The following is a 22,354-nucleotide window of genomic DNA, read 5'->3' as shown; positions in this document are numbered from 1 at the left end:
GAGACTCTCAAAACGGGACGCCCGCCTGTCGAGTTCTCACTCGAGCATTTGCTCTGGTCCGTAGACGAACAACTGATCGCCGGATCCGTGAATCGAATCTGACGGTACTGAATACGCCTAGCTAACCAATTCGTTCATCTAGAAGGCGGGACCATTTTCCGAAGGCGAGCGAGGGCACAACAGCCAACCTGACAGTAACTCGCCGACGTATAAAGTTCCGGTATGTTCATGAGAGCGTTGAGGTCAGCATAGTTGGCTAGTCAAGTTGCATGGCACGTGAGCGCTCGAGACGAGCAATCGATAGCACACTGGAAAGCGGCAAAGAGAACGGAACGACGAACGACATCGAACGCAGAACGTATCTCAAGGTACTCGGCTCCACCGCGGTCGCTGGCGGGGCACTCCTGAGTTCGGGAACCGCCGCGGCCGATTCTCACGACCAGGATCTGATCGAGATCGATTACGACGATTACTACGATCCGTCGTCACAGTACAACGGCCTGGGCGACGTCTACGACGTGTGGAACCAGCGCTCGAGGACGAGCCCCGACATCACGTCAAGCACCTCCCGAACGGGAGAGACGAGTTGTGCACACTATCTCGACGGCGACCAGATGAGCGCGAACACGGTGTACCCGTTCGACAATCACTACGGCACGGAGGTCGACGAGCTGTACCAGCGGTTCTACGTCCATCCCAACGGGATGTGGCTCTCGGAGAACAACACGATGCGGTTCTTCTGGGCCGGATTACGGAGCGAGGGAGACCAGGACAGCGGAAACTTCGTCACGCCGCCCCCATTCACGGGCGAAGACGGGTGGTCGGTCCGGCTCGGCTTCACCCGTCGGGAGAACCACGACCACCCCGATACGTACACGTTCTTCGTCTACTCCTACGACGCGCGACTTACCGACAGCACGACCCCTTACCTCGAGTTTGGCAACCGGGTCCAGATGCCAATGAACGAGTGGGTGAAGATCGAAACCTACCAGAAGCTGAATACGTATACCTCGAGCGGATCGATGAACAACGACGGCGTCTTCCGCGCGTGGGTGAACGACGAACTCGCCTACGAGCGGGAGAACTTCGCATGGCGGTCCGCCGATGGGAACGGGATCCAGTACGCGGGTCCGCATGGGTACGACCTCTACCAGGACAACGATCCGTACACGATTTACTTCGACAATCACGTGATGCTGGTCAATGGGACCCGCGAGGACTGGCTAAACTACGACGGTGGGGAGAGCGGCGACGGCGGAGACGAGGAGGAGACAGACGACACCGGGGACCAAAACGAACTGGCGATTCTGACGGAATCCGGCGCCGACCGCGTGCGCTATCGGTTCGTCGCCGACGGTCCCGTCGCCGCCACAGACCTCGGCACCTCGCCTTCGGGCGGTTCAGTCTCGGCGAACGGCAACGACACGATCACCGAGCGTGAGGACGGCACCTACGAGGTCGAGGGGCTGACGGGCAACGGCTGGGGCGACGCGTTCGCCGTCGAGGGCGACATCGTCACCTTTGAGGCCGAGAACGCCGATTCCGACGCCGACCCCGCCTTCTGGCTCGAGTGGAACGGCGAGGAAGTCGCCGTCGACGAACTGATCGCTGACGAGGAAGAAGGAACAGAAGGCGATTCCAGCGGCGAGAACGAACTAGCGATCCTGACGGAACCCGGCGCCGACCGCGTGCGCTACCGATTCGTCGCCGACGGTTTGGTCACGGCCGCCGACTTCGGGACGTCGCCCTCCGGCAATCCGGTTTCGGCAAACAGCAACGACGCGATCACCGAGCGCGAGGACGGCACCTACGAGGTCGAGGGGCTGACGGGCAACGGCTGGGGCGACGGCTTCGTCGTTGAGGGTGACATCGTCACTTTCGAGGCCGAGAACGCCGATTCCGACGCCGACCCCGCCTTTTGGCTCGAGTGGAACGACGAAGAGATCACCGTCGACGACCTGACCGGTGGAGGCGAAGACACCGATCCGGAACCGGCCGAGTTCGCAATCTTGACCGAACCGGGGGCAGACCGCGTGCGCTACCGATTCATCGCTAACGGGCCTGTCACGGCCGCCGACCTCGGGACGTCGCCCTCCGGTAATTCGGTTTCGGCGAACGACAACGACACCATCACCTACCACGAGACCGGGTACTACGAGGTCGAGGGGCTGACGGGCAACGGCTGGGGCGACGGCTTCGTCGTTGAGGGTGACATCGTCACTTTCGAGGCCGAGAACGCCGATTCCGACGCCGACCCCGCCTTCTGGCTCGAGTGGAACGGCGAAGAAGTCGCCGTCGACGACCTCTAGGCGGCGCTCCAGAACGGAGAATCCGGTCGGTGCCATGGCCAGCGCCGGTGGGAGAACGACTCACCGCGGATAGGAAGCGATCCCGACGACCTCTGCAGTCACTGGCAGTAACCCTCGTTTCGAGAGTCGTCGTTCGATTTCGGAGAGTCCGTGTATCGCTCCCTCGAGATTGACGGGTGCGATCGCATCCAGGAGCGTACAGATCGGAGAGATTACGTAGAATCCGGTCAGATCGACCGTCTCGAACGACGATTCGAGCGTCGATCGAAGCGTGAACGGATTCAGTGGGACTTCGGCCTCGGTTCGCTTTCGCGTCTCGAGAAATCGACGTGCGAGCATGGCGAACGGGTTGTATCGCAACGGATCGAAGAAGAGGAACACCCCGTCAGGACTGAGGACGCGACAGATTTCGTTCAGGATTGCGTCTTTCCATTGCGGGAGGTGATGTAGGACAGCCGCGGCCAGGACGAAATCGATCGAGTCGTCGCGGACGGGTAACCGTTCGGCGTCGCCACAGAGCCATTCAATCCGGTCCCCGTTCTCCGCGTTCGATCCTCGTCGGAGTTCGTTGACAGAGATGTCCAGTGCGAGGGAATGTCGTGGCTCGTACCTGGTAGACTCGCGGAGCCACTCTCCTTGTCCCGCTCCGATCGACAGGACTGACGCGTTCGATGTCAGGTGTTTCGCCAGCGTCTCGCGAACGAGCCGTTGATGTCCAACATCCATGAGGTTATTGTACCCATCAGTAGATAGATAGTCAGCAATCCACTTACCCTCGTCGTCGTTATCGTTGTAACGATCCATCTCATCACGCTTTCTGTCCGTGAATATATCGGTATTCATTCGTCAGTCGTACCTCGTCTAACCTCATAAATTTCCCAAATCGTTCCACTCGAGCGTATATTTTGTAGTTCTTTCATGTATTGTCACTGAGAGCTACGGACGCTTTCGAACTGGCTTTCGTTCCAATTCGTTCAATTCGTCGACGTGCCGGAGAAACTCCGCACAGGGGCCGACCCAGGCGTTGCGCTCCTGGGCGTACTCGACGAGGTCGACATACAACTGGCGATACCCGCCGAATTCATCCTCGTTGAAAAATCGCGGGTGCCACAGTAACGTGGCGACGGCGGCGTTTCGCTCGGCCTCACGGAGCAGGTCATAGCCACGTTCCCGGGCCGACTCGAGGTCCGTTTCCGGCCCCAAAAGCGCGACCTCCATCGCGGTGAGCGGGAAGACCGCGAACTCGTCGTCGAACGGTCGCAGAAGACCGTACCCGTGGCGAAAGCCGACTTCGTCCGTCGAACCGAGACTGGCGTCGTACCGTAACCCGAGTTCACGGTGAATCTCCCACGTGTCCGGTCGGGTTAGTCGGAGATAGTGCTGTCTTCCGCCGACAATCTCGTGACCGAGAATCCGTTCCAGTTGTGATTTCTCCTCTCTCAACCGTGCCGGGTCGTCGGGAGACTCGTATGAACCGTGCAATCCGACTTCCCACCCGCCAGCGTATAGGTCACGAATGACGTCGACGATCGCCGGATCCATGATCTCGTATCGACCCACAAAGTGTTTCCAGTTCGCCGGTCGCAGCCACTCCCATGGCGATTTATCGCGGAACAGGTTCTGCTCGTTCAGAAAGAAGAACGTCGACCTGACGCCAAGATCGTCCTCAAGGGCCATGATCTCCTCGAACTGCCAGTACGGCCGCTCCCTCGAGAACAGGGACCGCAGTTGTGACGGATCTCGATTCACTATGGCATAGTACGGCGCCTGGTACGTCTTGTACGGACGGTCGACGTCGTGCGTGAGACAGACGGCGAACGGATGGTCATCGATCACGCTCGAGCACCTCAACGATGGATTCGGCCGCCCGCCCGTCGCCATATGGCGACGGCTTGTCCTCGAGCTGCCATTCTCGTTCCAGAGCTCGTTCAATCGCTCGTCGATCCGTGCCGACGAGTTCGTTCCAGCCGCACTCGACCGTCTCGCCCCACTCCGTCTCGTCCCGGAGCGTGACACAGGGAGTATCGAGGAAGAACGCCTCCTTCTGGACCCCGCCCGAGTCGGTCACCACGCGGTCGGCTGCGTCGAGTAACCGAACGAAGTCGAGGTACCCAATCGGTTCGGTGAGGTGCAGGTCGCGTCTCGCTCGTTCGAGGAGATCGTTGCGCTCGAATCGGTCGATCGTTCGAGGGTGTGCCGGGAATATGACCGGAATCGGCGACGTCGAGAGGGCGTGGACGATCGATCGCAGTCGGGACGGATCGTCCGTGTTTCGCTCGCGGTGGACGGTCGCCAGGACGTAGTTTCCAGGCGTCATCTCGAGTCGCTCGAGGATTCTCGAACGCTCAGTAGAGCGGTCGACGACCCGCAAGAGCACGTCGTACATCACGTCGCCGCTCCGATAGACGCCCTCCTCGAGGCCTTCGGCGGCGAGGTTTGCAACCGCTCTCGCCGTCGGTGCGAACAGCAGGTCTGCCGCGTGATCCGTCAGTCGTCGGTTCACCTCCTCGGGCATGTCGGTGAAACTCCGCAGACCGGCCTCGACGTGAGCGACCGTCGCGTCGACCTTCGAACCGACGATTGCCCCGGCGAGCGTCGAGTTCGTGTCACCGTAGAGGACGATTACGTCCGGCCCGACCTCGGCGACGACCGGTTCGAGGCCGTCGATCATCGCGGCCGTCTGCGCGCCGTGAGACGCCGAACCGACTCCAAGTTCGTAGGCGGGGTCGGGAATCTCGAGTTCTTCGAAGAAGACATCCGAGAGTTCGGCGTCGTAGTGTTGACCGGTATGGACGAGTTGCTCGTCGTGGCCCGCCGCGTTCAGCGCACGCGAAACGGCCGACGCCTTCACGAACTGTGGACGAGCGCCGACGACGGTGAGTACCTTCATCGACCAGCCTCCGTCTCGAGGTCGATCTCAGGTTTCCGACGCGGTTCACCCACCGCCTCGAGGATGGTATCGAGGAGATAGGCAGTAACGTCGATCTTGTCGTCGAGGAGTCGCCGTCGCTTTTGCCTCCAGCGCGCCTTGGCGTCGGGGTCGGTCGAGAGCTCGCGAGCGAGCGCCAGCATCTCCCGTTCGTCGGATAAAGAGTAGAGGAGGCCGTACGTGGACTCGAGTTCCACGAAGTTGCTCATGTCGCCGGCGCCGACGAAGGAGTTCGATCGGATCGCCGGCGTCCCCAGGATGGCCGCCTCCGTCGCCATCGTCTGGGAATCACCTATATAGAGGTCGGCGTAGTAAAGCAGGTCGTGAATCAACTCCGGCGGGACCGGGAGACGATAAGGCTCGAACTCCGGCGGTAGCGGATCCTCACTGGTGACGTACGCTCGTCCCTTCTCGGAGAGGAGGGAAAGCAATTCGCATTTCCCCTCGCGTGAGAACCCGCGATTACCGGTGTCATGGCCAGCGCTCCAGGACACGAACCGACAGACCGAATACCACTCGTGGGGGTCGACGCCGACGGCCCTGAGTCGATCGGGATCGGGGTCGAATCGATTCGGATGGAGGTACGCGAGTTCGTGGTACCCCGCGTACCGCTCCTGTTTCGCGCCGAGGTCGCGACCGTAGTTCTCCGGTGTACAGATCTTGGTCGCGAACGGATGGGTCAACCGCGCTTGCAACGTGGCGACCTCGCTGTCGTCGAAGAGGATCATCGGCGTCCCGTTCAGTCGAGCAGCGTGGGCGGCCGGCGGGATCGGTGAACTGACGACCACGTCCGGATCGATTCGCCGCGTGGCGCGGAGGGTTCTGATCTCGCGCTCGAGGAGTTCGAGAAACAGTCCGGCCACGTTCGATCGCTTCCGCGAGAGCGGAGTGTGGTCGATCCCGTACCGGTCGAGGAGCGTGACCGTGAGGTCCTTCTCCCGGGAAAACACGTGCGTTTCGTGGCCGAGGTCCTCGAGTTCTCGAATAGCGTGTTTGAACAGGTGAACCTGTGCCGGATGGCCGACGTCGAACAGGACGGTCGCCGTCATTCGTGGATCACCACCTCACGGTCTTCGTTTTCCTGCATGTCGAACACCATCGCGAACAGCAGGAACAGCCAGCCGATGAGAAACAGCTGGGTGCTCGCGAGGACGCGAACGAACAGCGATTCTCCGGATCGACCGCGGGAGATGAACGACCAGAGCACGCCGAGCGACCCGAGCGCGGACGCGCCCGCCCCGAAGAGGTAGAACAGGACGACCGGGTGGAAATCGAACCGGAGATACCGAGTTTCGAGCCGCCAGAGGAAGTTCCGAAGGAGCATTCCCGAGACGTTCCGGACGTACGTCGAGTAGACGATGCTCGACTGCTCGTCGCCGTAGACCGCAGGAATCGAAACGTCGGCGACACGGGTGCTTCTGGCGTTCAGCTTCACGAGGAGGTCGTTGCAGTAGCCGTAGTACTCGTACATCGACTCGAGGTCGACCGCCTCCAGTGCGTCCCTCGAGATTGCGGTATAGCCGTTCTGGGGATCGCTCAGCTTCCAGTATCCCGAAGCAATTTTCGTCAGCAGCGAGAGGAGCGCGTTGCCGCACAGTCGGAACCGCGGCATCGATCGCTGGTGGTCGGGAGCGAGCAGTCGATTCCCCTTCGCGTAGTCTGCGACTCCGTCGACGATCGGGTCGAGGAGCTTGGGCATCACCTCGAGATCCATCTGGCCGTCGCCGTCGACGGTGACGACAATGTCGAGTCGTCCGGCCCGCGCCGCTAGATAGCCGGTCTTGATCGCGCCGCCGGCACCGCGGTTCTCGCGATGATCGATCGGGACGACGCGGCCGATCGGCTCGTGAACAGTTGCTCTCGCTGCGAGCGCGGGGTTCTCTCCACCATCGGGTCGAATTCGTTCGACCCGATCTGTCACCGCCCCCTCTCTGTTGATCTGACGGCGAGCGTCCGACCGCGCTGCCTCGAGAATTGCCTCCCACGTGCCATCCGTGGAGCAGTCGTTCACGACGTACAGTCGGTCGACGAACGAGGGCATCTTTCTGATGACGTCGCCGATGAACCGTTCCTCGTTGTAGGCCGGAACGACGGCGGCGACAGAGTGGTCTCGGTACATTACAACCTCCAGTAGCGACAATCGTGCTCGCTCACCCGGTCCTCGAATTCTCCGTCGACGTCGACGAGGACGGGATTCTCGTTCATCTCGTCGAGTAACCCGTCGACATTGAGTTCGTCGAAGATATCGTGGGGTGTTCCGATCACGACGGCATCGATCCCCTCCCCGGACGGTTCGGGAACGGCGTCGATACCGAACCGCTCTCGGATCTCGGCGTCGGCTGCGTGCGGGTCGTACCCGACAACGGAGACGCCGTACTCGCGGAGATAGTCGATCACGCCGCCGATCGACGATCTGAGATCCGCCACGTTCGGCTTGTACGTCAGTCCGAGGATCAAAACGGTGCTGTGCTTGAGTACGTTCTCGGCGTCGTTCAGGGTCTTTACAGTCATTTCTCCGACGTGGGTTGGAACGTAGTCGTTGATCGCGCGCGCGGTTCGAACGAGTTCGAGTTTGAACCCGTTACGTTCGCTCTCGTAGGCGAGGTAGAACGGATCGACCGGGATACAGTGGCCGCCGACGAGGCCGGGTCGATAGTCGTGAAAGTTCCACTTCGTCTTCGCCGCGTCGAGCACGGCCTGCGTGTCGATCCCCAGGTGCGTACACGCTACCGCGAGTTCGTTTACCAGCGCGATGTTGAGGTCGCGCTGCGTATTCTCGACGCACTTCGCGGCTTCTGCGGTTTCGATCGTCGGCGCCTCGTGGACGCCCGCGTCGACGATCGAACCGTAGAGGTCGACGAGACTCGCACGCGATCGCTCGGTCAGCCCGCTCACGATTTTGACGACGTTGCGCAGACCGTGGTCGTCGTCGCCCGGGACGATTCGTTCGGGCGAATAGCCGACGCCGAAATCCTCGCCCGCCGTCATGTTCGAGCCCCGCTCGAGTGCCGGAACGAATAGCTCGCGAGTCGCCCCCGGATACACCGTCGACTCGAGGACGACGGTCGTCCCCGCGGTAAGGTATTCACCGACAGTCTCTCCCGCCCGTTCGACCAGGCTGAGGTCCGGTTTTTCGAGTTCGTCGACCGGGGTCGGCACCGCCACGACGACGTAATCGGCCGTCGATATCACGCTCGGGTCGGCCGTAAACTGTATCGAACTCTCGGCGATTGATCGATCGCTGACATCACCCGTCGGATCGATTCCGCGCTCGAGCGTTCGAATCTTGTCCGTATCGACGTCGTAGCCGCGGACGTCGTAGCCGACGCTATCGAACTCGCACGCGAGCGGGAGTCCGACGTAGCCGAGTCCGACGACGCAGATCCGGTTGGCAGATGGAGTGAAAGCAGTGCTCGCGTTCGCGGTATTGCTCACGAATCCCACCCCCGCTCCTCGCGAACCCCGCCACCGATTTCGTATACCCGCGAATCGATCGGGCCAGCGACGGTTCCGCGACCGTCGACGACGACCGGACGGTGGTCTCTACGATCACTGAGTTCGTTTTCACGGTCCGTTCCCAGGTCAGCCCACCGAATCTCCTCGAACTCCTCGTGCGGTGTGACGAGAATCACGCCGTCGATCGGGAGGTCGTACGCCGCCTCGAGCGCCACCCCTTCTAGATCGAACGCCTCGAGGTCGTCCGATTCGAGCATCGGATCGACGCCGTAGACCGTCGCACCGGCCGCGGAGAGTTCGGCGGCGATATCGATCGACGGCGAGGCCCTGGTCTCTTCGACACCCGGCCTGTACGTCAGTCCGAGCACCAGTACCGTCGCGTCCGACAGCGCCGTACCCTCGGCCTCGAGGCCGTCGCGCAGTTTTTCGACCGTGAACGCCGGCATCGAGTCGTTGACCGCTCGAGCGGTCTCGAGCAGCGGAGCCTCGGTCTCGAAGGGGTCGATCACGAAGTACGGGTAGAACGGGATGCAGTGGCCACCGACGCCGGGTCCCGGTTCGTGAATGTCACAGTAGGGCTGGGTGTTCGCGACGTCGATCGCCTCGCGGATGTCGATTCCGAACTCGTCGGTGAACGTCGCGAGTTCGTTCGCGAGCGCGATGTTGACGTCTCGGTACAGTCCCTCGAAGACCTTGACGCACTCGGCGGTGGTCGCGTCGGAGACCGCAATCACGCCCTCGTCGTTGATGGTCTCGTAGATCGCTCGCGCGGACGCGGTGCTCTCCGCGTCGACGCCGCCGACGACCTTCGGGTACGCGCCGCGGATGTCCTCGAGCGCCCGTCCCGACGACGTCCGTTCGGGACAAAAGGCCACGCCGAACGTCCCGCGGGAGAGTCCCGACGCCGCCTCGAGCGCCGGAAGCACCCGATCGCTGGTCGTCCGGGGTGGAACGGTACACTCGACGAGTACCAGGTCGCCCGGGTCCAGTCCGGTTCCGATCGCCTCGATCGCGGCGTCGAGGATCGAGAGGTCGGGCGCTCGCTCGTCCGTGATGGGCGTCGGCACGATGACGACGTGTACCGAGCATCGCCTCGCAGCCTCGCGAGGGTTCGTCGTCGCCTCGAGCGCACCGGCAGACACTCGTTCGGCGACCAACTCGTCCAGGCCGGGTTCCCGTTTGACGTGACAGTCTCCGGCCTGAATCGTCGCCACGACGTCGGGGTCGATATCGACCCCGAGGACGGTGCCGGTCGTCTCGGCGAACACTGCAGCGAGGGGGAGTCCCATCTTTCCGAGTCCGTAGACGGCGACGGGGATCGACCCCGAGACGAACGCGCGACGCAGTCGTTCGCTCGAGCGGCCGGTTCCGTACGGTCGGGTGCTGGCCGCTGTGGATTCCGTCGACGAGTCTCGGTCGTCTGCACGGTCGACCGTTCCGCCGTCGGCCTCGGTGACCTCGAGTCCGTCGGCCCCATCGACCGACCCGCCGTCGGTATCGATGGCCTCAGATCTGTCAGTATCGGCGACCTCGAGTCCGTCGGCCTCGTCGACCGGTCGTCGATCAGTCATCTGCCACCCTCACTCCGAGGTCAGATCGGTCGCCCATGGCCTGGGCTTCGATTTGGTGAGTCAACTCGAGCGCAGCCAGTCCGTCGTCGATGGTCACGGCCGGCGTCTCGTTCGACGCGACGGCCTCGACGAACGCCTCGAGTTCGTTCCGCAGCGGTTCCTCGTTCGGCACGTGCGGTCGTTCGACGACGCTCTCGTGCTGGAATCGAACGGTGCCGTCGCGTTCGGCGTACTTGGGGACCGAGTTGCGGTGAATCGCGATCGACTGGGCGATGTAATCGAGTTCGACGAGACACTCCCTGGCGGTCACGGTGAGTCGACGCACTTTTCGCTGGGTGAGTCGGCTGGCGGTGAGCGACGCCATGATCCCGGAGTCGAACTCGAGCAGCGCTGACGCGTGGCGATTGTCGTTTACGCCGGTGCTCTTGACGCTCGTCGGCGACTCGTCGAGCAACGAGAGCACGACGTCGACGTCGTGAATCATCAGGTCGAGGACGGCGCTGTCGTCGATTCGTCGGTTCGGCGGCGGTCCGAGCCGTTCTGCGTGTATACTGATGATCGAGAGATCCTCGACGATTTTGCGGAGCGTCACCACAGCCGGGTTGAACCGCTCGACGTGACCGACCTGTACTGGCACGTCGGCGCGGTTCGCTCTCGAACGGAGCCGTCGCCCCTCCTCGAGATTCGTGACGAGGGGTTTCTCGACGAGCATCGCGACGCCCGCCTCCAGACACTGCACGGCGACGTCGTAGTGATGCACGGTCGGGACGGCGATGGAAACGGCGTCAACTGATGCGAGCAACGACTCCAGGTCCATCGCGGTCGCGCCGTGTTCGTCGGCGACGCGAGCGGCGCGTTCGCCGTCGACGTCGAAGACGCCGACCAGATTCACCTCTGACAGTCCCGCGTAGACGCGCGCGTGCTGTTTCCCCATCGAGCCGACGCCGATTACGCCGACGTCTATCCGTCGTTCAGGTTGCATACGCGACGCTCACCCCCCTGGCGGACGCGACGACGGCGATCATGCAGCGTTCCCTCCTCGAAGCGACGCCGGAAGCGGTTCGTGTCTCGCCGGCACGCCGACGGCCAGCGTCTCCTCGGGGACGTCCGCCGAGACGACCGCACCCGCAGCGACGAACGAACCCCGTCCGACGGTCACACCGGGGAGGATCGTCGCGTTCGCGCCGACAGAGACGTGATCCTCGAGGGTCGGGCCCTCGAGTTCGACCTCCCGACGGAGTGGATAGGGATCGTTCGTCAGGACGGCGTTCGGACCGAGAAAAACGTGGTCTCCGATGGTAGTCTCCGCAGGTACGTAGACGCCGGTCTGCATGCTCACGTTCGAACCGACGGTCGACGTTCCGTCTATGGTCGCGTTCGTCCCGACGAGCACGTCGTCGCCGATTCGGGTTTGCTCACGTATCAGCGCGTAGTGACCAGTGGTGAATCGGTCGCCGATCAGGACGTCATCGTAGATAATCGTCCCCGTCCTGATCGTCGGATCGGCGCCGATGACCGGCGATCGCGTATCGTTGTCGTACTCGTATCCAATCGACGAACCGTCGGTTGATCCGCTCAGTAATTCGGTGTCTCTCATTCTTAACCCCTAACCCTGGATGAACACACGCTCTCAAAAGGGACCGCGACCGTTTCAGCCGTTAATTCACGGTCCGGGCCCTGCAACCGCTGTGTAGCCCGCGGAGCGACGGGCTCCGTTCGCTGGGAACGACGTCGTTGCTCGACGACGATTTCACGAGCTCGGCGATTCACAGAAACGGGTGAACACTACGACCAGAGACGGTCGCCCTCTCACCGCATCTCGGGTGCGAGTAAGGGGTTCTATCCTCGCCGTTTCACCCACATCGATGGACGGGGTTCGACTCACTCCGTTCAGTACTAGAACACTGGATCTGCGAGCAAACAGTCGTGACCCCGGTAATGAGAATTTATTCCACTGAAATTGAGTGATGCTGCTCAGCTCGAGAGCCTCTTCTCCTGGAAAGCTTCGACTGACCGGTTTCGTCGAGGACACAATGGTGGAACTGGACGGGACTGGGGACGCCGACACGCCCCGGGACTCGAGAATCCGAGTCGAAACCGTTACCATTTCGAATCGAGACTGGTGAGCCATGGGAACGTACGACATCGAGCGCTATCTCAACGTTCGAAGCGCCTACGGTGCCTCTCTCGGCCCGGAGGGCGACCGACTGGCGTTTCTGATGAACACCACTGGAACGCCCCAGGTCTGGACGCTCGAGGGGGCACAGGCGTGGCCCGAACAGCGAACGTTCTACGACGAACGAGTGACGTTCGCCTCCTGGTCGCCCGAGCGAGCGGAACTGGCGTTCGGCATGGACGAGGGCGGCAACGAGCGCGCGCAACTGTATCGACTCGACGCCGAGACGGGCGAGATCGCGAACCTGACCGGGATGCCGGAGGCGAAACACCGCTGGGGCGGCTGGAGCCACGACGGCGAACGGTTCGCATTTACCTCGAATCGCCGGGACGAGAGCGTCTTCGACGTGTACGTTCAGGGCCGAGCGGGCGCCGGCGACGACGCCGAACTCGTCGCCGAGGGCGAGGGCTGGCTCACGGTCGGCGGCTGGAGCCCCGACGACTCGCGGTTGCTGGTCTCGCAGGCGTACTCGAACTTCGATCAGGACCTCTACAGCCTCGAGGTCGAGACCGGCGAGATGACCCACCTCACCCCTCACGATGGCGACGTCCGCTACCAGAGCGCCTCCTGGGCGCCCGACGGCGAGGGACTCTACCTCGTGACCGACGAGGAGACCGACACGCTCGTGCTTGCCTATCTGGACCTCGAGACCCTCGAGGTCGAAACGATGGTCGAGGGAGATGGATGGAACGTCGATGGTCTCGCTCTGGACGACGAGACCGGCCGATTCGTCTACTCGCGAAACGTGGAGGGCTACACGGAGCTCACCGCGGGCGAACTCGCAGGCGATGACCCGACGGCGTTCGAGACGTTCCCCGAACCCGATCTGCCGGGCGGACTCTCGGGCGGCGTGAGCTTCGGCCCGGACGCCGAAGTCTTCGCCTGCTCGACGACTGGCGATGCCGTCAACGCGAACGTCTTCGTCGTCGACGTCGAATCCGGGGATAGCGAGCAGTGGACGCTCGCTCCAACCGCAGGAATCCCGCCCGAGACCTTCCGGTCCTCGAAACTCGTTCACGTCGAGAGCTTCGACGGCCTCGAGGTGCCCGGATTCCTGACGCTCCCGGCGGGGTCGGCGGAGTCGCTCGAGGGCGTTGGGGATGGGAACGGAACCGTCGACGACGGCTACCCCGTCATCGTCGACATCCACGGCGGCCCCGAGAGCCAGCGCCGGCCCTCGTTCTCGAGCGTCAAGCAGTACTTCCTGAACCGGGGCTACGCCTACTTCGAGCCGAACGTCCGGGGCTCTTCGGGGTACGGGAGCGAGTACGCCAGCCTGGACGACGTCGAGAAGCGGATGGACTCCGTCGCCGACGTCGCCGCCTGCGTCGAGTGGCTTGCCGGCCACGAAGCGATCGACCCCGACCGCGTCGTCGCCATGGGCGGCTCCTACGGCGGGTTCATGGTACTGGCCTCGCTCACCGAGTATCCGGAGCTCTGGGCCGCCGGCGTCGACGTCGTCGGCATCGCCAACTTCGTCACCTTCCTCGAGAACACGGGCGACTGGCGCCGGAAGCTCCGCGAGGCCGAATACGGCTCGTTGGCCGAGGATCGCGAGTTCCTCGAGTCGATCTCCCCGATCAACACCGTCGAAAACATCGAGGCCCCGCTGTTCGTCCTCCACGGCGAGAACGATCCCCGCGTTCCGGTCGGCGAGGCCGAACAGATCGTCGAAGAGGCCCGCGAGCAGGGCGTCCCCGTCCGCAAGCTGATCTTCGAGGACGAGGGCCACGGCTTCAGCAAACTCGAGAACCGAATCGAGGCCTACTCGGCGATCGCGGAGTTCCTCGAGGAGCACGTCTAACGCTTAACTCCGCCTCCAAGCGCCGGAAGCTATTTATTTTCCTGGTTAGACATCACGAATATCTCATGGCAAAGCGGGCGGTCACGTGGTTGATCGAAGAGGACGATAAATGACTGCCGTCGCGATTCTCGTTGGTGGACTTCTTGTCGTCGGTATTGGCCTCTCGATCGTCACCGCCGGTATCGGATGGGGCGTCTGTAAACGGTTCATCGCACCCGTGACAGCCTCCGACCTCGCGACGAGACGGATACAGTGGTACCTCATCGGGGCGGGCGCTCCCCTCGTGTGTTTCGCTGTTGCCGGTAGCTTCACCGCACTCGTACTCGTCGACGACGTGTTGACCGGGGTTTTCGTCACTGGTGTGGTCGGTATCCTGGGACTCGGTATCGGCGTCGCTGTCGTCCTCCCGCTATCCACGTTCGATCTGCTGGGGTCGACCGAGTACGGGAACTTCAGACGAGCTGCGATCTCGACGGGTACCCACGGCGCATTCGTTTGCGCTAGCATTCCCTTCGTATTCACCCTCGTACGCACGTCGCCCTCCGAGGCAGTCCCTCTCGGCGTCACCGCTACGCTCGCGTACTTCGCGATCGGCCCGTGGCTCGTCGATCGACTGAACGACACGGCTGAACTCCCCTCCGGGGTCGCAGATCGCTGTGAACAGCTCGCAGCAGCGGCCGACGTCGACGTCCGGTTTCGGCTCGTCGACGACGATCCGAACGCGTTCGCATCCGGAATCATTCCCGGTCCGCGAACGGTTTTCGTGTCCGACTCCCTGATAACCGAACTGGAGCCGACGGAGTTCGAGGCCGTCGTCGTCCACGAACTGGGGCACGTCCGACACCGGCACCTGGAACGACGAGCGCTCTGGCACGCTGCTATAGCGGCGGCCATTTTGCTCACGTTCGTTTACTCGTTCCTGTTCGTCCCCGTCGTCTTTCTCCTCCTTTATGCCGGGATTATAGAGAACGCGCCCACGAGTACGAGGCCGACGCGTTCGCCGCGGCGACGACGAGTGCGAGTGCGATGAGAGACGCACTCGAACGGATCGCGTCTCTCGGGCACGTGCCCCGCAACTCGAGCCGGACGTTCGACTTCCTCGTCGGAAACCACTCCATCGACCGCCGTGTCGAGCGACTCGACGCGATGGTCGGGTGAGCCACACTCGGTTCGACGTCGAGAACGTTCCGTTCCTCGACAGTACGTTCAAGTCAGTGAGTGTCGTTGCTCCCGGCAGATGCGCCGATTGCGGGTCGCCGCCGGCTTCGCGGTTGCCCTCCTGGTCACCGGGATACTTGTCTACGGCACCGGCTGGGAGGCCGTGGTCTCGAGTATCCGTCGCGCCGATCCGATTCTCGTCGCCGGTGGCGCGGTTGCCGGAGCGACGATGCTCGCGCTGCGCGCCCTGATCGTCTACCGACTGCTCGGTCCGATCGAGGGATCGGCCGGCGGAACCGCGTTCGTCGGTGCGTTCCTCGCGGGGTACTTCTCTCGGAGCGTCGTACCGTGGGGGCAGTCCGTCGGCGTCGCCGTAACCGCGTACCTGCTCGCGGGGTCGTCCGAGTCACCGTTCGAGGACAACGCCGCCGTCATCAGCGTGGCCGAGGTACTCGTCTTCCTCACGTCCGTCGTCGTGGTCGTCGTCGGCCTCGTCGGGATAGTGGCGAACGGTTCCGTCGACGTCTCCTCGAGCGTGACCGCTGGGTCGCTCCCGTCGAACCGTCTCAAGACCGGCCTCCTGGGGGCACTGTTCGCAGCCGTTCTCGTCGCCGCCTCGGCCGTCTCCGTCACCCGCGACGGCGTCGCGCGGACGATCCTGTTCGGGATTACCGCTCGGCTCGAGGGAGCGCTGGCCAGGCTGCCCGGCGTCGAGCGCCCCGCCGTTCGAACCCGCGTCCGTGGGTTCCTCTCGACGATCGACGACGTCGCGGCGGATCGGTCGGTCCTGCTGGGCGCGGTGACGGTCGCGCTGGCGAGCTGGATCTTCAATGCGCTTGCGCTGTTCCTCTCGCTGGTCGCCCTCGGCGTCGACGCGCCGTTCGCGGTCGCGCTTCTCTGTGTACCACTGTCGACGGTAGCAGCTGTGGTTCCGCTTCCGGGCGGGATGGGCGGTGTCGAGGTGTTCCTGGCCGGGCTACTGGTCGCGACGACCGCGGTCTCGGGCGACGTCGCGACCGCCGCTGCCCTGCTCTACCGGCTGTGTACCTACTGGGTTCACGTCGGTCTCGGCGGAATCGGTGCCACGTACGTGTCGGCCACCGGCGTCGGGCTGGTTCGCGTCGACGGGTGATCCCGTTCAGCCGACGACGCCAATTCAGTCGATGACGCCGGTCTTCACCGCAACCTCTCGAGCCGCTCGCTCGTCCATCCCGTCACCGAGAATCGTGTACCGGTCGCGGATGGCGTGACAGGTCGTCAACGCCTCGATCACGGTTTCGTCGTCGATGCCGAGATCGGCGGCCGTGGTCGGCGCGTCGATGCTCGCCAGCGCGTCTCGAATTTCGGTCCAGATGCCCGACTCGCCCTCGTGCAGGTAGGCCGTCATGATCGACCCGACGCCGACCTGGTGACCGTGGAGGGCTACGCCGGGCGCGAGGCGATCCAGTTGGTGAGAAAAGAGGTGCTCGGCGCCGCTGGCCGGCCGGGAGGAACTTGCGATGGACATCGCCACCCCCGAGGACATGAGCGCCTTGGTGACGATCCAGGCGGACTCCTCGAGGCCGGGACGGATCATGTCGGCGTTGCCGACGAGGATTTCCGCGGTCATCTCCGCGAGGGCGGCCGCGTACTCGGAGTACTCGACGTTCTTGAGTCGGTGGGCGAGTCGCCAATCCATCACCGCGGTGTAGTTAGAGATGATGTCGGCACAGCCCGCGGTCGTCAGCTCCCAGGGTGCGTTCGCCAGAATCCCGGTGTCGGCGATCACGGCGAGCGGCGGTTCGGCGGCGACGCTGTGGCGCGTGTTGCCGTCCGGAACCGAGCCGCGGTTGCTGACGATGCCGTCGTGACTCGCGGCCGTCGGCACCGAGAGGAAGCCGGTGTCGAGGTGGTCGGTCGCCATCTTGGCGATGTCGATGGCCTTCCCGCCGCCGACGCCGATCAGGTACGCGGCATCCGCCTCCTCGGCGGCGTCGATGACCGACTCGACGGCCTCGAAACTCGCCTCCTCGACGGTGACGATGGCGGGTTCGATACCGCGTTCCTCGAAGTCTTCGGCGATCGGTTCGGCCGCGAGTTTTCGCGGCGTTGGACTCGTGACGAGCAGTGGGCGCCCCTCGAGGTGGAGGTCGTCGACGACGCTCACGGTCTCGGCGAGGACGTCGTGGCCGACGACGACGTTCCGCGGGAGGCGGATCCACGTCGACTTCTCGAACATAGGTGAGAGGAGGCGGGGAACGATATAAAGGCGTTCCCGTCGATCGAGGGGTGGCGGTTCCTCGAGACGAGGGAGCTCGAGGAAAAGGAGTTCGAATCATCCTCGGTGGTACCATCGGACGAGTCCGGCGGGCCTCACCTCGCGGGTTGCGCTTTTTGCGGCGGGGACAATCCGGACAACTGCGGAATCGAGAGATCCACTCGCCGGAGTAACTGCGCGTTAATCGCGACGATCACGGTACTGAGCGACATGAGCAAGGCACCGACGGCGGGGGAGAGGAGGATTCCAACCGGCGCGAGAACGCCGGCCGCGAGCGGAATCGCGAAGACGTTGTACCCTGCGGCCCAGACCAGGTTCTCCTGCATCTTCCGGTAACTCGCTCGGCTCAGTTTGACGAGTCGAGGCACGTCCATCGGGTTGTTCTGTACGAGAACGATGTCCGCCGACTGGACGGCGACGTCGGTCCCCGATCCGATGGCAATCCCGACGTCGGCTCGGGTCAGCGCGGGGGCGTCGTTGACGCCGTCGCCGACCATCGCCACCAGTTTGTCCTGGTCCTGCAGTTCGGTCACCTTCTCGTCTTTGTCCTCGGGCAGCACCTCGGCGAAGACCGTCTCGATGCCGAGTTCGTCTGCGACGGCCGCGGCGACGTCCTCGCTGTCGCCGGTCAGCATCGCCACCTCGATGCCGAGGTCGTGAAGCGCGTCGACGACCCGATAGCTCTCCTCGCGGATCACGTCCGCGAGGGCGAAGGCGGCGATCGGCGTCGCCTGGCCGTTTGTAACTCGTTCAGCATCTACCTGCTCGCCGGCGTCACTCGAGTTACCCGAATCGCTCGAGTCGTCCCTTCGGTCGTCCCCGCGAACGAGGTAAACCACGGTTCGCGCGTTTTCCCCGGCCCGATCCGCGAACGCCGCCAGTTCCGGGGGAACCTCGGCCTCGAGGTGAGAGAGGAGGTTCGGTCCGCCGACGTAGACCGCGCCGCCGTCGACGGTCGCTCGCACCCCACGGCCCTTGAGCGCCTCGAAGTCCGAGACGTTCGGTGGCTTCAGACCGCGGTCGGCCGCGGCCTCACGCATCGCCTGGGCGATCATGTGCTCCGAATCGCTCTCAACGGCGGCCGCGAGCGCGAGCGCCTCGTCCTCGTCCACGCGGTCGACCGTCGCGACGTCGACGACGCCCTGTTCGCCCGCCGTGAGCGTCCCCGTTTTGTCGAAGACGATCGTATCCAGGTCCCGTGCCCGTTCCATGGCGATCCGGTCCCGGATCAGCATTCCATTGCGCGCGGCGAGGGACGTGTTGATCGCGACGACGAGCGGGATGGCGAGCCCGAGAGCGTGCGGACAGGCGATCACCAGGACGGTCACCACGCGCTCGATGACTGTAACGTCGAACTGGGCGGCGACGGTCCAGGCGACGGCCGTCACCACCGCGGCGGCCAGGGCGACGTAGAACAACCAGCCTGCTGCCCTGTCGGCGAGCATCTGCGTTCGAGACTCGCTCTGCTGGGCCTCTTCCACGAGACGCATGATCCCCGCCAGCGTCGTTTCCTCGCCCGTCGCGCTGATCCGAACGCGAAGGCTTCCGTCGCCGTTGATCGTGCCGCCGATCACCTCGTCACCGGGGTCCTTCGAAACCGGTTTCGACTCGCCGGTGATCATCGACTCGTTCACGTCCGAGTCGCCCTCCTCGACGACGCCGTCGGCGGGGACGTTCGCTCCGGGGCGGACGAGGGCGAGGTCGCCCTCCGACAGGTCGCTGACGGGGACCTCCTCAGTTTCACCGTCCTCGGTGATGCGCTCTGCGGTATCAGGGAGGAGTTTCGCTAACTCGTCGAGCGCGCTCGAGGCCCGCCGAACCGACCGCATCTCGATCCAGTGACCGAGCAACATGATGTCGATAAGCGTCACCAGTTCCCAGAAGAACGCCGACTGAGTGGGGAAGACGACGCTCGCCAGGCTGTAGACGAACGCGACGGTGATCGCCATCGAGATGAGCGTCATCATCCCCGGCGACCGGTCCTCGAGTTCGGGGGCGGCCATCCGCAGGAAGGGAACGCCACCGTAAGCGAAGACGATGACCGCGAAGACGGGATTGATCCACTCGCTTCCGGGAAACGCCGGAACCGAGAAGCCGAGCCACGATTGCAGGGTCTCGCTGTACAGGAGAACGGGAATCGAAAGCAGCGTCGAGACGAAGAACCGCCGGCGGAACATCTGCTCGTGGCCCTCGTGCATGCCACTGTGGTCGTGGCCGCCACCTTCGTGGCCATCGGAATTGCCGACTCCATGGCCGCCGTGGTCGCCGTGTCCAACCCCGCGTTCGTACCGGTCGTCGACCTCCCGTCTCGCTTCGTCGGCGTCTTCGGCTTCCTCTTCGAGCATGGACTTTTCCACGCGGGGTTCCGACCGATCGTCCTCGGCGTCGATTTCCCGATCCTCGGCCGTGTCGGGGTCGTGACGGTGGCTGTGGTCGTGGCCACGATGGCCGCCGTCGGGTCCCTCACCGTCGGCATCTCTGTGATCGTCCATCTCGTTGCTTCGTCACACGACACCGCGAGTCAAGAAGGGACACCCCGCTCGAGGCGGCGGCGCACACAGAGCAGATCCGTTCCGAACGTCTCAGATCGTGTCGAGAATCCCGAGCACACGTTCCTCGGCGTCCCTACCCGGATCGTACTCGCTCCCGTCCCGGTCGCTCGCCTCGTGTTCCTCGAGCGTTCGCGCCATCGCCTCCTCGAGCGGGGTCGACTCCCAGCCGAGGCCGGCGAGTTTCGCAGTCGAGAGGACGTGCGGGTAGTCGCGGTAGAGGACGTAGTCGTCCGTCGAGAGGCCGCCGGCCTCGAGTTCGCGCGGGCCGGCGTGGACGACCTCGACGTCCCTGTCTGCGGCGTCGGCGATCAGGTCGACCATCTCCTCGAGCGTGACGATCCGGCGGTCGCCGACGTTGTAGAACTCGCCTGGCTCGCCTCGCTCGGCGACGGTCCGGAGGGCGCTGGCGACGTCCTCGACGTAGGCGCGGTGCCAGACGTTGGTGCCGTCGCCGGGGACGATCACGCGGTCGTACTCGAGGACGCGGTCGAGCCAGAAGTCGAGTCGTTCGGTGTAGTCGTGGGGGCCGTAGACGATGCAGGGCCGGACGGACATGGCATTGACTCCGCGGTCGGCCGCGGCGACGATCGCGCGGTCACCCTCGGCCTTCCGGTTGCCATACGTGTCGTTCGACTCGTCGGTCGCCTGCTCGGGGCTGCAGGGTCGCATCGGGGTCTCGTCCTCCCGCTTGGGAATCTCCTCGCGGCCGTAGGCGTCTCCGCTCGAGATGTAGACGTAGGCGTCGACGTCGGCGAAGATTTCGGTCGCTGCGCGCACGTCCCGCGGGTAGTAGGCCACGCAGTCGAAGACGGCGTCCGGATCGACGTCGGCCGCGGCCGCCTCGAGCGCCGAGTCGTTCGTCCGGTCGCCCTGGACGTGGGCGACCCGGTCGTCTCCGGCGAAGGGGTCGTCGTGATTCCCGCGGTTGAAGAGGGTGACGTCGTAGTCGTGTGCGAGGAGGTCGTCGACGAGGTGGCGGCCGATGAATCGCGTGCCGCCGATGACGAGTGCAGTGTCCATACCGAACGCTCGCTCGAGAGGGTCAAAACGGTGGCGGAGGCGGCGAGAGAGACGTTCGGCTGGCCGTCACACGTGTGAGTTACTCGAGTGGAATCGACCCACACTCGAGGCCGACGCACGAGCAATCGCCAACGTTCATTACGAAGGGCTTCGTCCCCCTGGGTATGGGATTTGACGAGATGGACGTCGACACGATCTGGATGGACGGCGAGTTCGTCGACTGGGAGGACGCACAGACCCACGTCCTCACGCACGGACTCCACTACGGGACCGGCGTCTTCGAGGGGGCGCGCTGTTACGACACCGAGAACGGGCCCGCGCTCTTTCGCTGGGAGGAACACGTCGATCGCCTCTTTCAGTCCTGCAAGCCCTACGAGATGGAAATCGGTCACTCCTACGAGGAACTGACCGAAGCCACGAAGGAACTCATCCGCCGCCAGGACCTCTCGTCGTGTTACATCCGCCCGCTCGTCTACTACGGCTACGAGAGTCTCGGCGTCAGCCCCGGGGACTGTCCGACGAAGACGACCATCGCCGCCTGGCCCTGGGGCGCCTACCTCGGCGAGGACGCCATCGAGAACGGCATCGACGTGAAAGTCTCCTCCTGGCGCAAGCACGCCTCGAGCCAGATTCCGACGAACGCCAAGACGACGGGGTTGTACGTCAACAGCCTGCTGGCCGGCGAGGAGGCCCGCCGCAACGGGTTCGCCGAAGCCATCGTCCTCAACAAGGAGGGCAACGTCGCGGAGGGCCCCGGCGAGAACCTCTTCCTCGTGCGGGACGGCGAAATCTTTACGCCCGGCCTCTCCGAGTCGATCCTCGACGGCATCACCCGCAACGCGGTCATCCGGATCGCCCGCGACCTGGGCTACACCGTCCACGACACCGTCTCCATCTCGCGAGGCGAACTCAACACGGCCGACGAACTCTTCTTCACCGGCTCGGCCGCGGAAGTGACCCCGATCAAGCGCGTCGACAACGTCACGATCGGCGAGGGGACCCGCGGGCCGATCACCGAGGAGATCCAGCAGACGTTCTTCGACGTCGTCGAGCGCCGGACCGACGAGTACGAGGAGTGGTTCGACTACGTCGAGGCGTAACTCGCACTCAGTTTTTCGAGTT

At 63.9% G+C, this 22,354-nt stretch carries 18 protein-coding genes; 6 read left to right on the top strand and 12 right to left on the bottom strand.

Translation table 11 applies throughout. The features are described 5' to 3' along the window. The first annotated feature begins 269 nt into the window (after positions 1–269). A complete protein-coding gene (locus tag J1N60_RS10365; RefSeq protein WP_312907192.1) occupies positions 270–2,309 on the top strand; it encodes a hypothetical protein in 2,040 nt (679 codons plus the stop codon). Positions 2,310–2,369: 60 nt separating this feature from the next. On the opposite strand, the gene J1N60_RS10360 is transcribed toward J1N60_RS10365, so the two are convergent. The 9 genes from J1N60_RS10360 to J1N60_RS10320 form a co-directional block, all read right to left on the bottom strand. After that, on the bottom strand, positions 2,370–3,113 hold the full coding sequence (locus J1N60_RS10360; protein ID WP_312907190.1) for a class I SAM-dependent methyltransferase: 744 nt from the start codon (positions 3,111–3,113) through the stop codon (positions 2,370–2,372). Between the two features lie 132 nt (positions 3,114–3,245). Then, positions 3,246–4,145 (bottom strand): polysaccharide deacetylase family protein, encoded by a 900-nt coding sequence (locus J1N60_RS10355; protein ID WP_312907188.1) that lies wholly within the window; start codon positions 4,143–4,145, stop codon positions 3,246–3,248. Continuing rightward, positions 4,135–5,199 (bottom strand): non-hydrolyzing UDP-N-acetylglucosamine 2-epimerase, encoded by a 1,065-nt coding sequence (wecB, locus tag J1N60_RS10350; RefSeq protein WP_312907187.1) that lies wholly within the window; start codon positions 5,197–5,199, stop codon positions 4,135–4,137. Before wecB ends, J1N60_RS10355 begins: the two co-directional genes overlap by 11 nt. Continuing rightward, positions 5,196–6,287, bottom strand: coding sequence for a hypothetical protein (locus tag J1N60_RS10345; RefSeq protein ID WP_312907186.1), 1,092 nt, complete (start codon positions 6,285–6,287; stop codon positions 5,196–5,198). Before J1N60_RS10345 ends, wecB begins: the two co-directional genes overlap by 4 nt. Further along, complete coding sequence (locus J1N60_RS10340) at positions 6,284–7,357, bottom strand: glycosyltransferase family 2 protein (RefSeq protein WP_312907184.1); 1,074 nt, start codon at positions 7,355–7,357, stop codon at positions 6,284–6,286. The genes J1N60_RS10345 and J1N60_RS10340 overlap by 4 nt, the downstream gene beginning before the upstream one ends. After that, entirely contained in the window at positions 7,357–8,673 is a 1,317-nt protein-coding gene (locus J1N60_RS10335; RefSeq protein WP_312907182.1) for a nucleotide sugar dehydrogenase, read from the bottom strand. Before J1N60_RS10335 ends, J1N60_RS10340 begins: the two co-directional genes overlap by 1 nt. Next, on the bottom strand, positions 8,670–10,265 hold the full coding sequence (locus J1N60_RS10330) for a nucleotide sugar dehydrogenase (RefSeq protein WP_312907181.1): 1,596 nt from the start codon (positions 10,263–10,265) through the stop codon (positions 8,670–8,672). Before J1N60_RS10330 ends, J1N60_RS10335 begins: the two co-directional genes overlap by 4 nt. Then, positions 10,258–11,247: a Gfo/Idh/MocA family oxidoreductase gene (locus J1N60_RS10325; RefSeq protein ID WP_312907180.1), complete on the bottom strand. Its 990-nt coding sequence runs from the start codon at positions 11,245–11,247 to the stop codon at positions 10,258–10,260. The genes J1N60_RS10330 and J1N60_RS10325 overlap by 8 nt, the downstream gene beginning before the upstream one ends. 39 nt (positions 11,248–11,286) lie before the next feature. Continuing rightward, positions 11,287–11,862 (bottom strand): acyltransferase, encoded by a 576-nt coding sequence (locus tag J1N60_RS10320; RefSeq protein WP_312907178.1) that lies wholly within the window; start codon positions 11,860–11,862, stop codon positions 11,287–11,289. 532 nt (positions 11,863–12,394) lie between these two features. Between J1N60_RS10320 and J1N60_RS10315 the strand changes: the two genes are divergently transcribed. The 4 genes from J1N60_RS10315 (at position 12,395) to J1N60_RS10300 (ending at position 16,535) form a co-directional block, all read left to right on the top strand. Beyond that, complete coding sequence (locus J1N60_RS10315) at positions 12,395–14,245, top strand: S9 family peptidase (RefSeq protein WP_312907176.1); 1,851 nt, start codon at positions 12,395–12,397, stop codon at positions 14,243–14,245. A 109-nt stretch (positions 14,246–14,354) separates the two neighbouring features. Continuing rightward, positions 14,355–15,275, top strand: coding sequence for a M48 family metallopeptidase (locus J1N60_RS10310; protein ID WP_312907174.1), 921 nt, complete (start codon positions 14,355–14,357; stop codon positions 15,273–15,275). Further along, a complete protein-coding gene (locus J1N60_RS10305; RefSeq protein ID WP_312907172.1) occupies positions 15,272–15,403 on the top strand; it encodes a hypothetical protein in 132 nt (43 codons plus the stop codon). Before J1N60_RS10310 ends, J1N60_RS10305 begins: the two co-directional genes overlap by 4 nt. A gap of 79 nt (positions 15,404–15,482) precedes the next feature. Further along, positions 15,483–16,535, top strand: coding sequence for a flippase-like domain-containing protein (locus J1N60_RS10300; protein ID WP_312907170.1), 1,053 nt, complete (start codon positions 15,483–15,485; stop codon positions 16,533–16,535). A 24-nt stretch (positions 16,536–16,559) separates the two neighbouring features. Here J1N60_RS10300 and J1N60_RS10295 read toward each other — a convergent pair whose 3' ends face one another. From J1N60_RS10295 to J1N60_RS10285, 3 genes are all read right to left on the bottom strand, one after another. Then, the gene (locus tag J1N60_RS10295) at positions 16,560–17,621 is read right to left on the bottom strand and encodes an NAD(P)-dependent glycerol-1-phosphate dehydrogenase (protein WP_312907168.1); all 1,062 of its coding nucleotides are present in this window, start codon (positions 17,619–17,621) and stop codon (positions 16,560–16,562) included. 134 nt (positions 17,622–17,755) lie between these two features. Beyond that, positions 17,756–19,858, bottom strand: a complete 2,103-nt coding sequence (locus tag J1N60_RS10290) for a heavy metal translocating P-type ATPase (RefSeq protein WP_425499351.1) — start codon at positions 19,856–19,858, stop codon at positions 17,756–17,758. A 384-nt stretch (positions 19,859–20,242) separates the two neighbouring features. Next, positions 20,243–21,232 carry an NAD-dependent epimerase/dehydratase family protein gene (locus J1N60_RS10285; protein ID WP_312907165.1) on the bottom strand — a complete coding sequence of 330 codons (990 nt, stop codon included), beginning with the start codon at positions 21,230–21,232 and terminating at the stop codon, positions 20,243–20,245. 164 nt (positions 21,233–21,396) lie between these two features. Here J1N60_RS10285 and J1N60_RS10280 point away from each other — a divergent pair, with 164 nt between their 5' ends. Then, on the top strand, positions 21,397–22,332 hold the full coding sequence (locus J1N60_RS10280; RefSeq protein ID WP_312907163.1) for a branched-chain amino acid transaminase: 936 nt from the start codon (positions 21,397–21,399) through the stop codon (positions 22,330–22,332). The last annotated feature ends 22 nt before the right edge of the window (positions 22,333–22,354 follow it).

Source organism: Natronosalvus caseinilyticus, from assembly GCF_017357105.1.
In the GTDB taxonomy this organism is placed as follows: domain Archaea; phylum Halobacteriota; class Halobacteria; order Halobacteriales; family Natrialbaceae; genus Natronosalvus; species Natronosalvus caseinilyticus.
The sequence above is the reverse complement of the archived record's forward strand: the minus strand, read 5'-3'. Positions and strand labels throughout refer to the sequence as shown.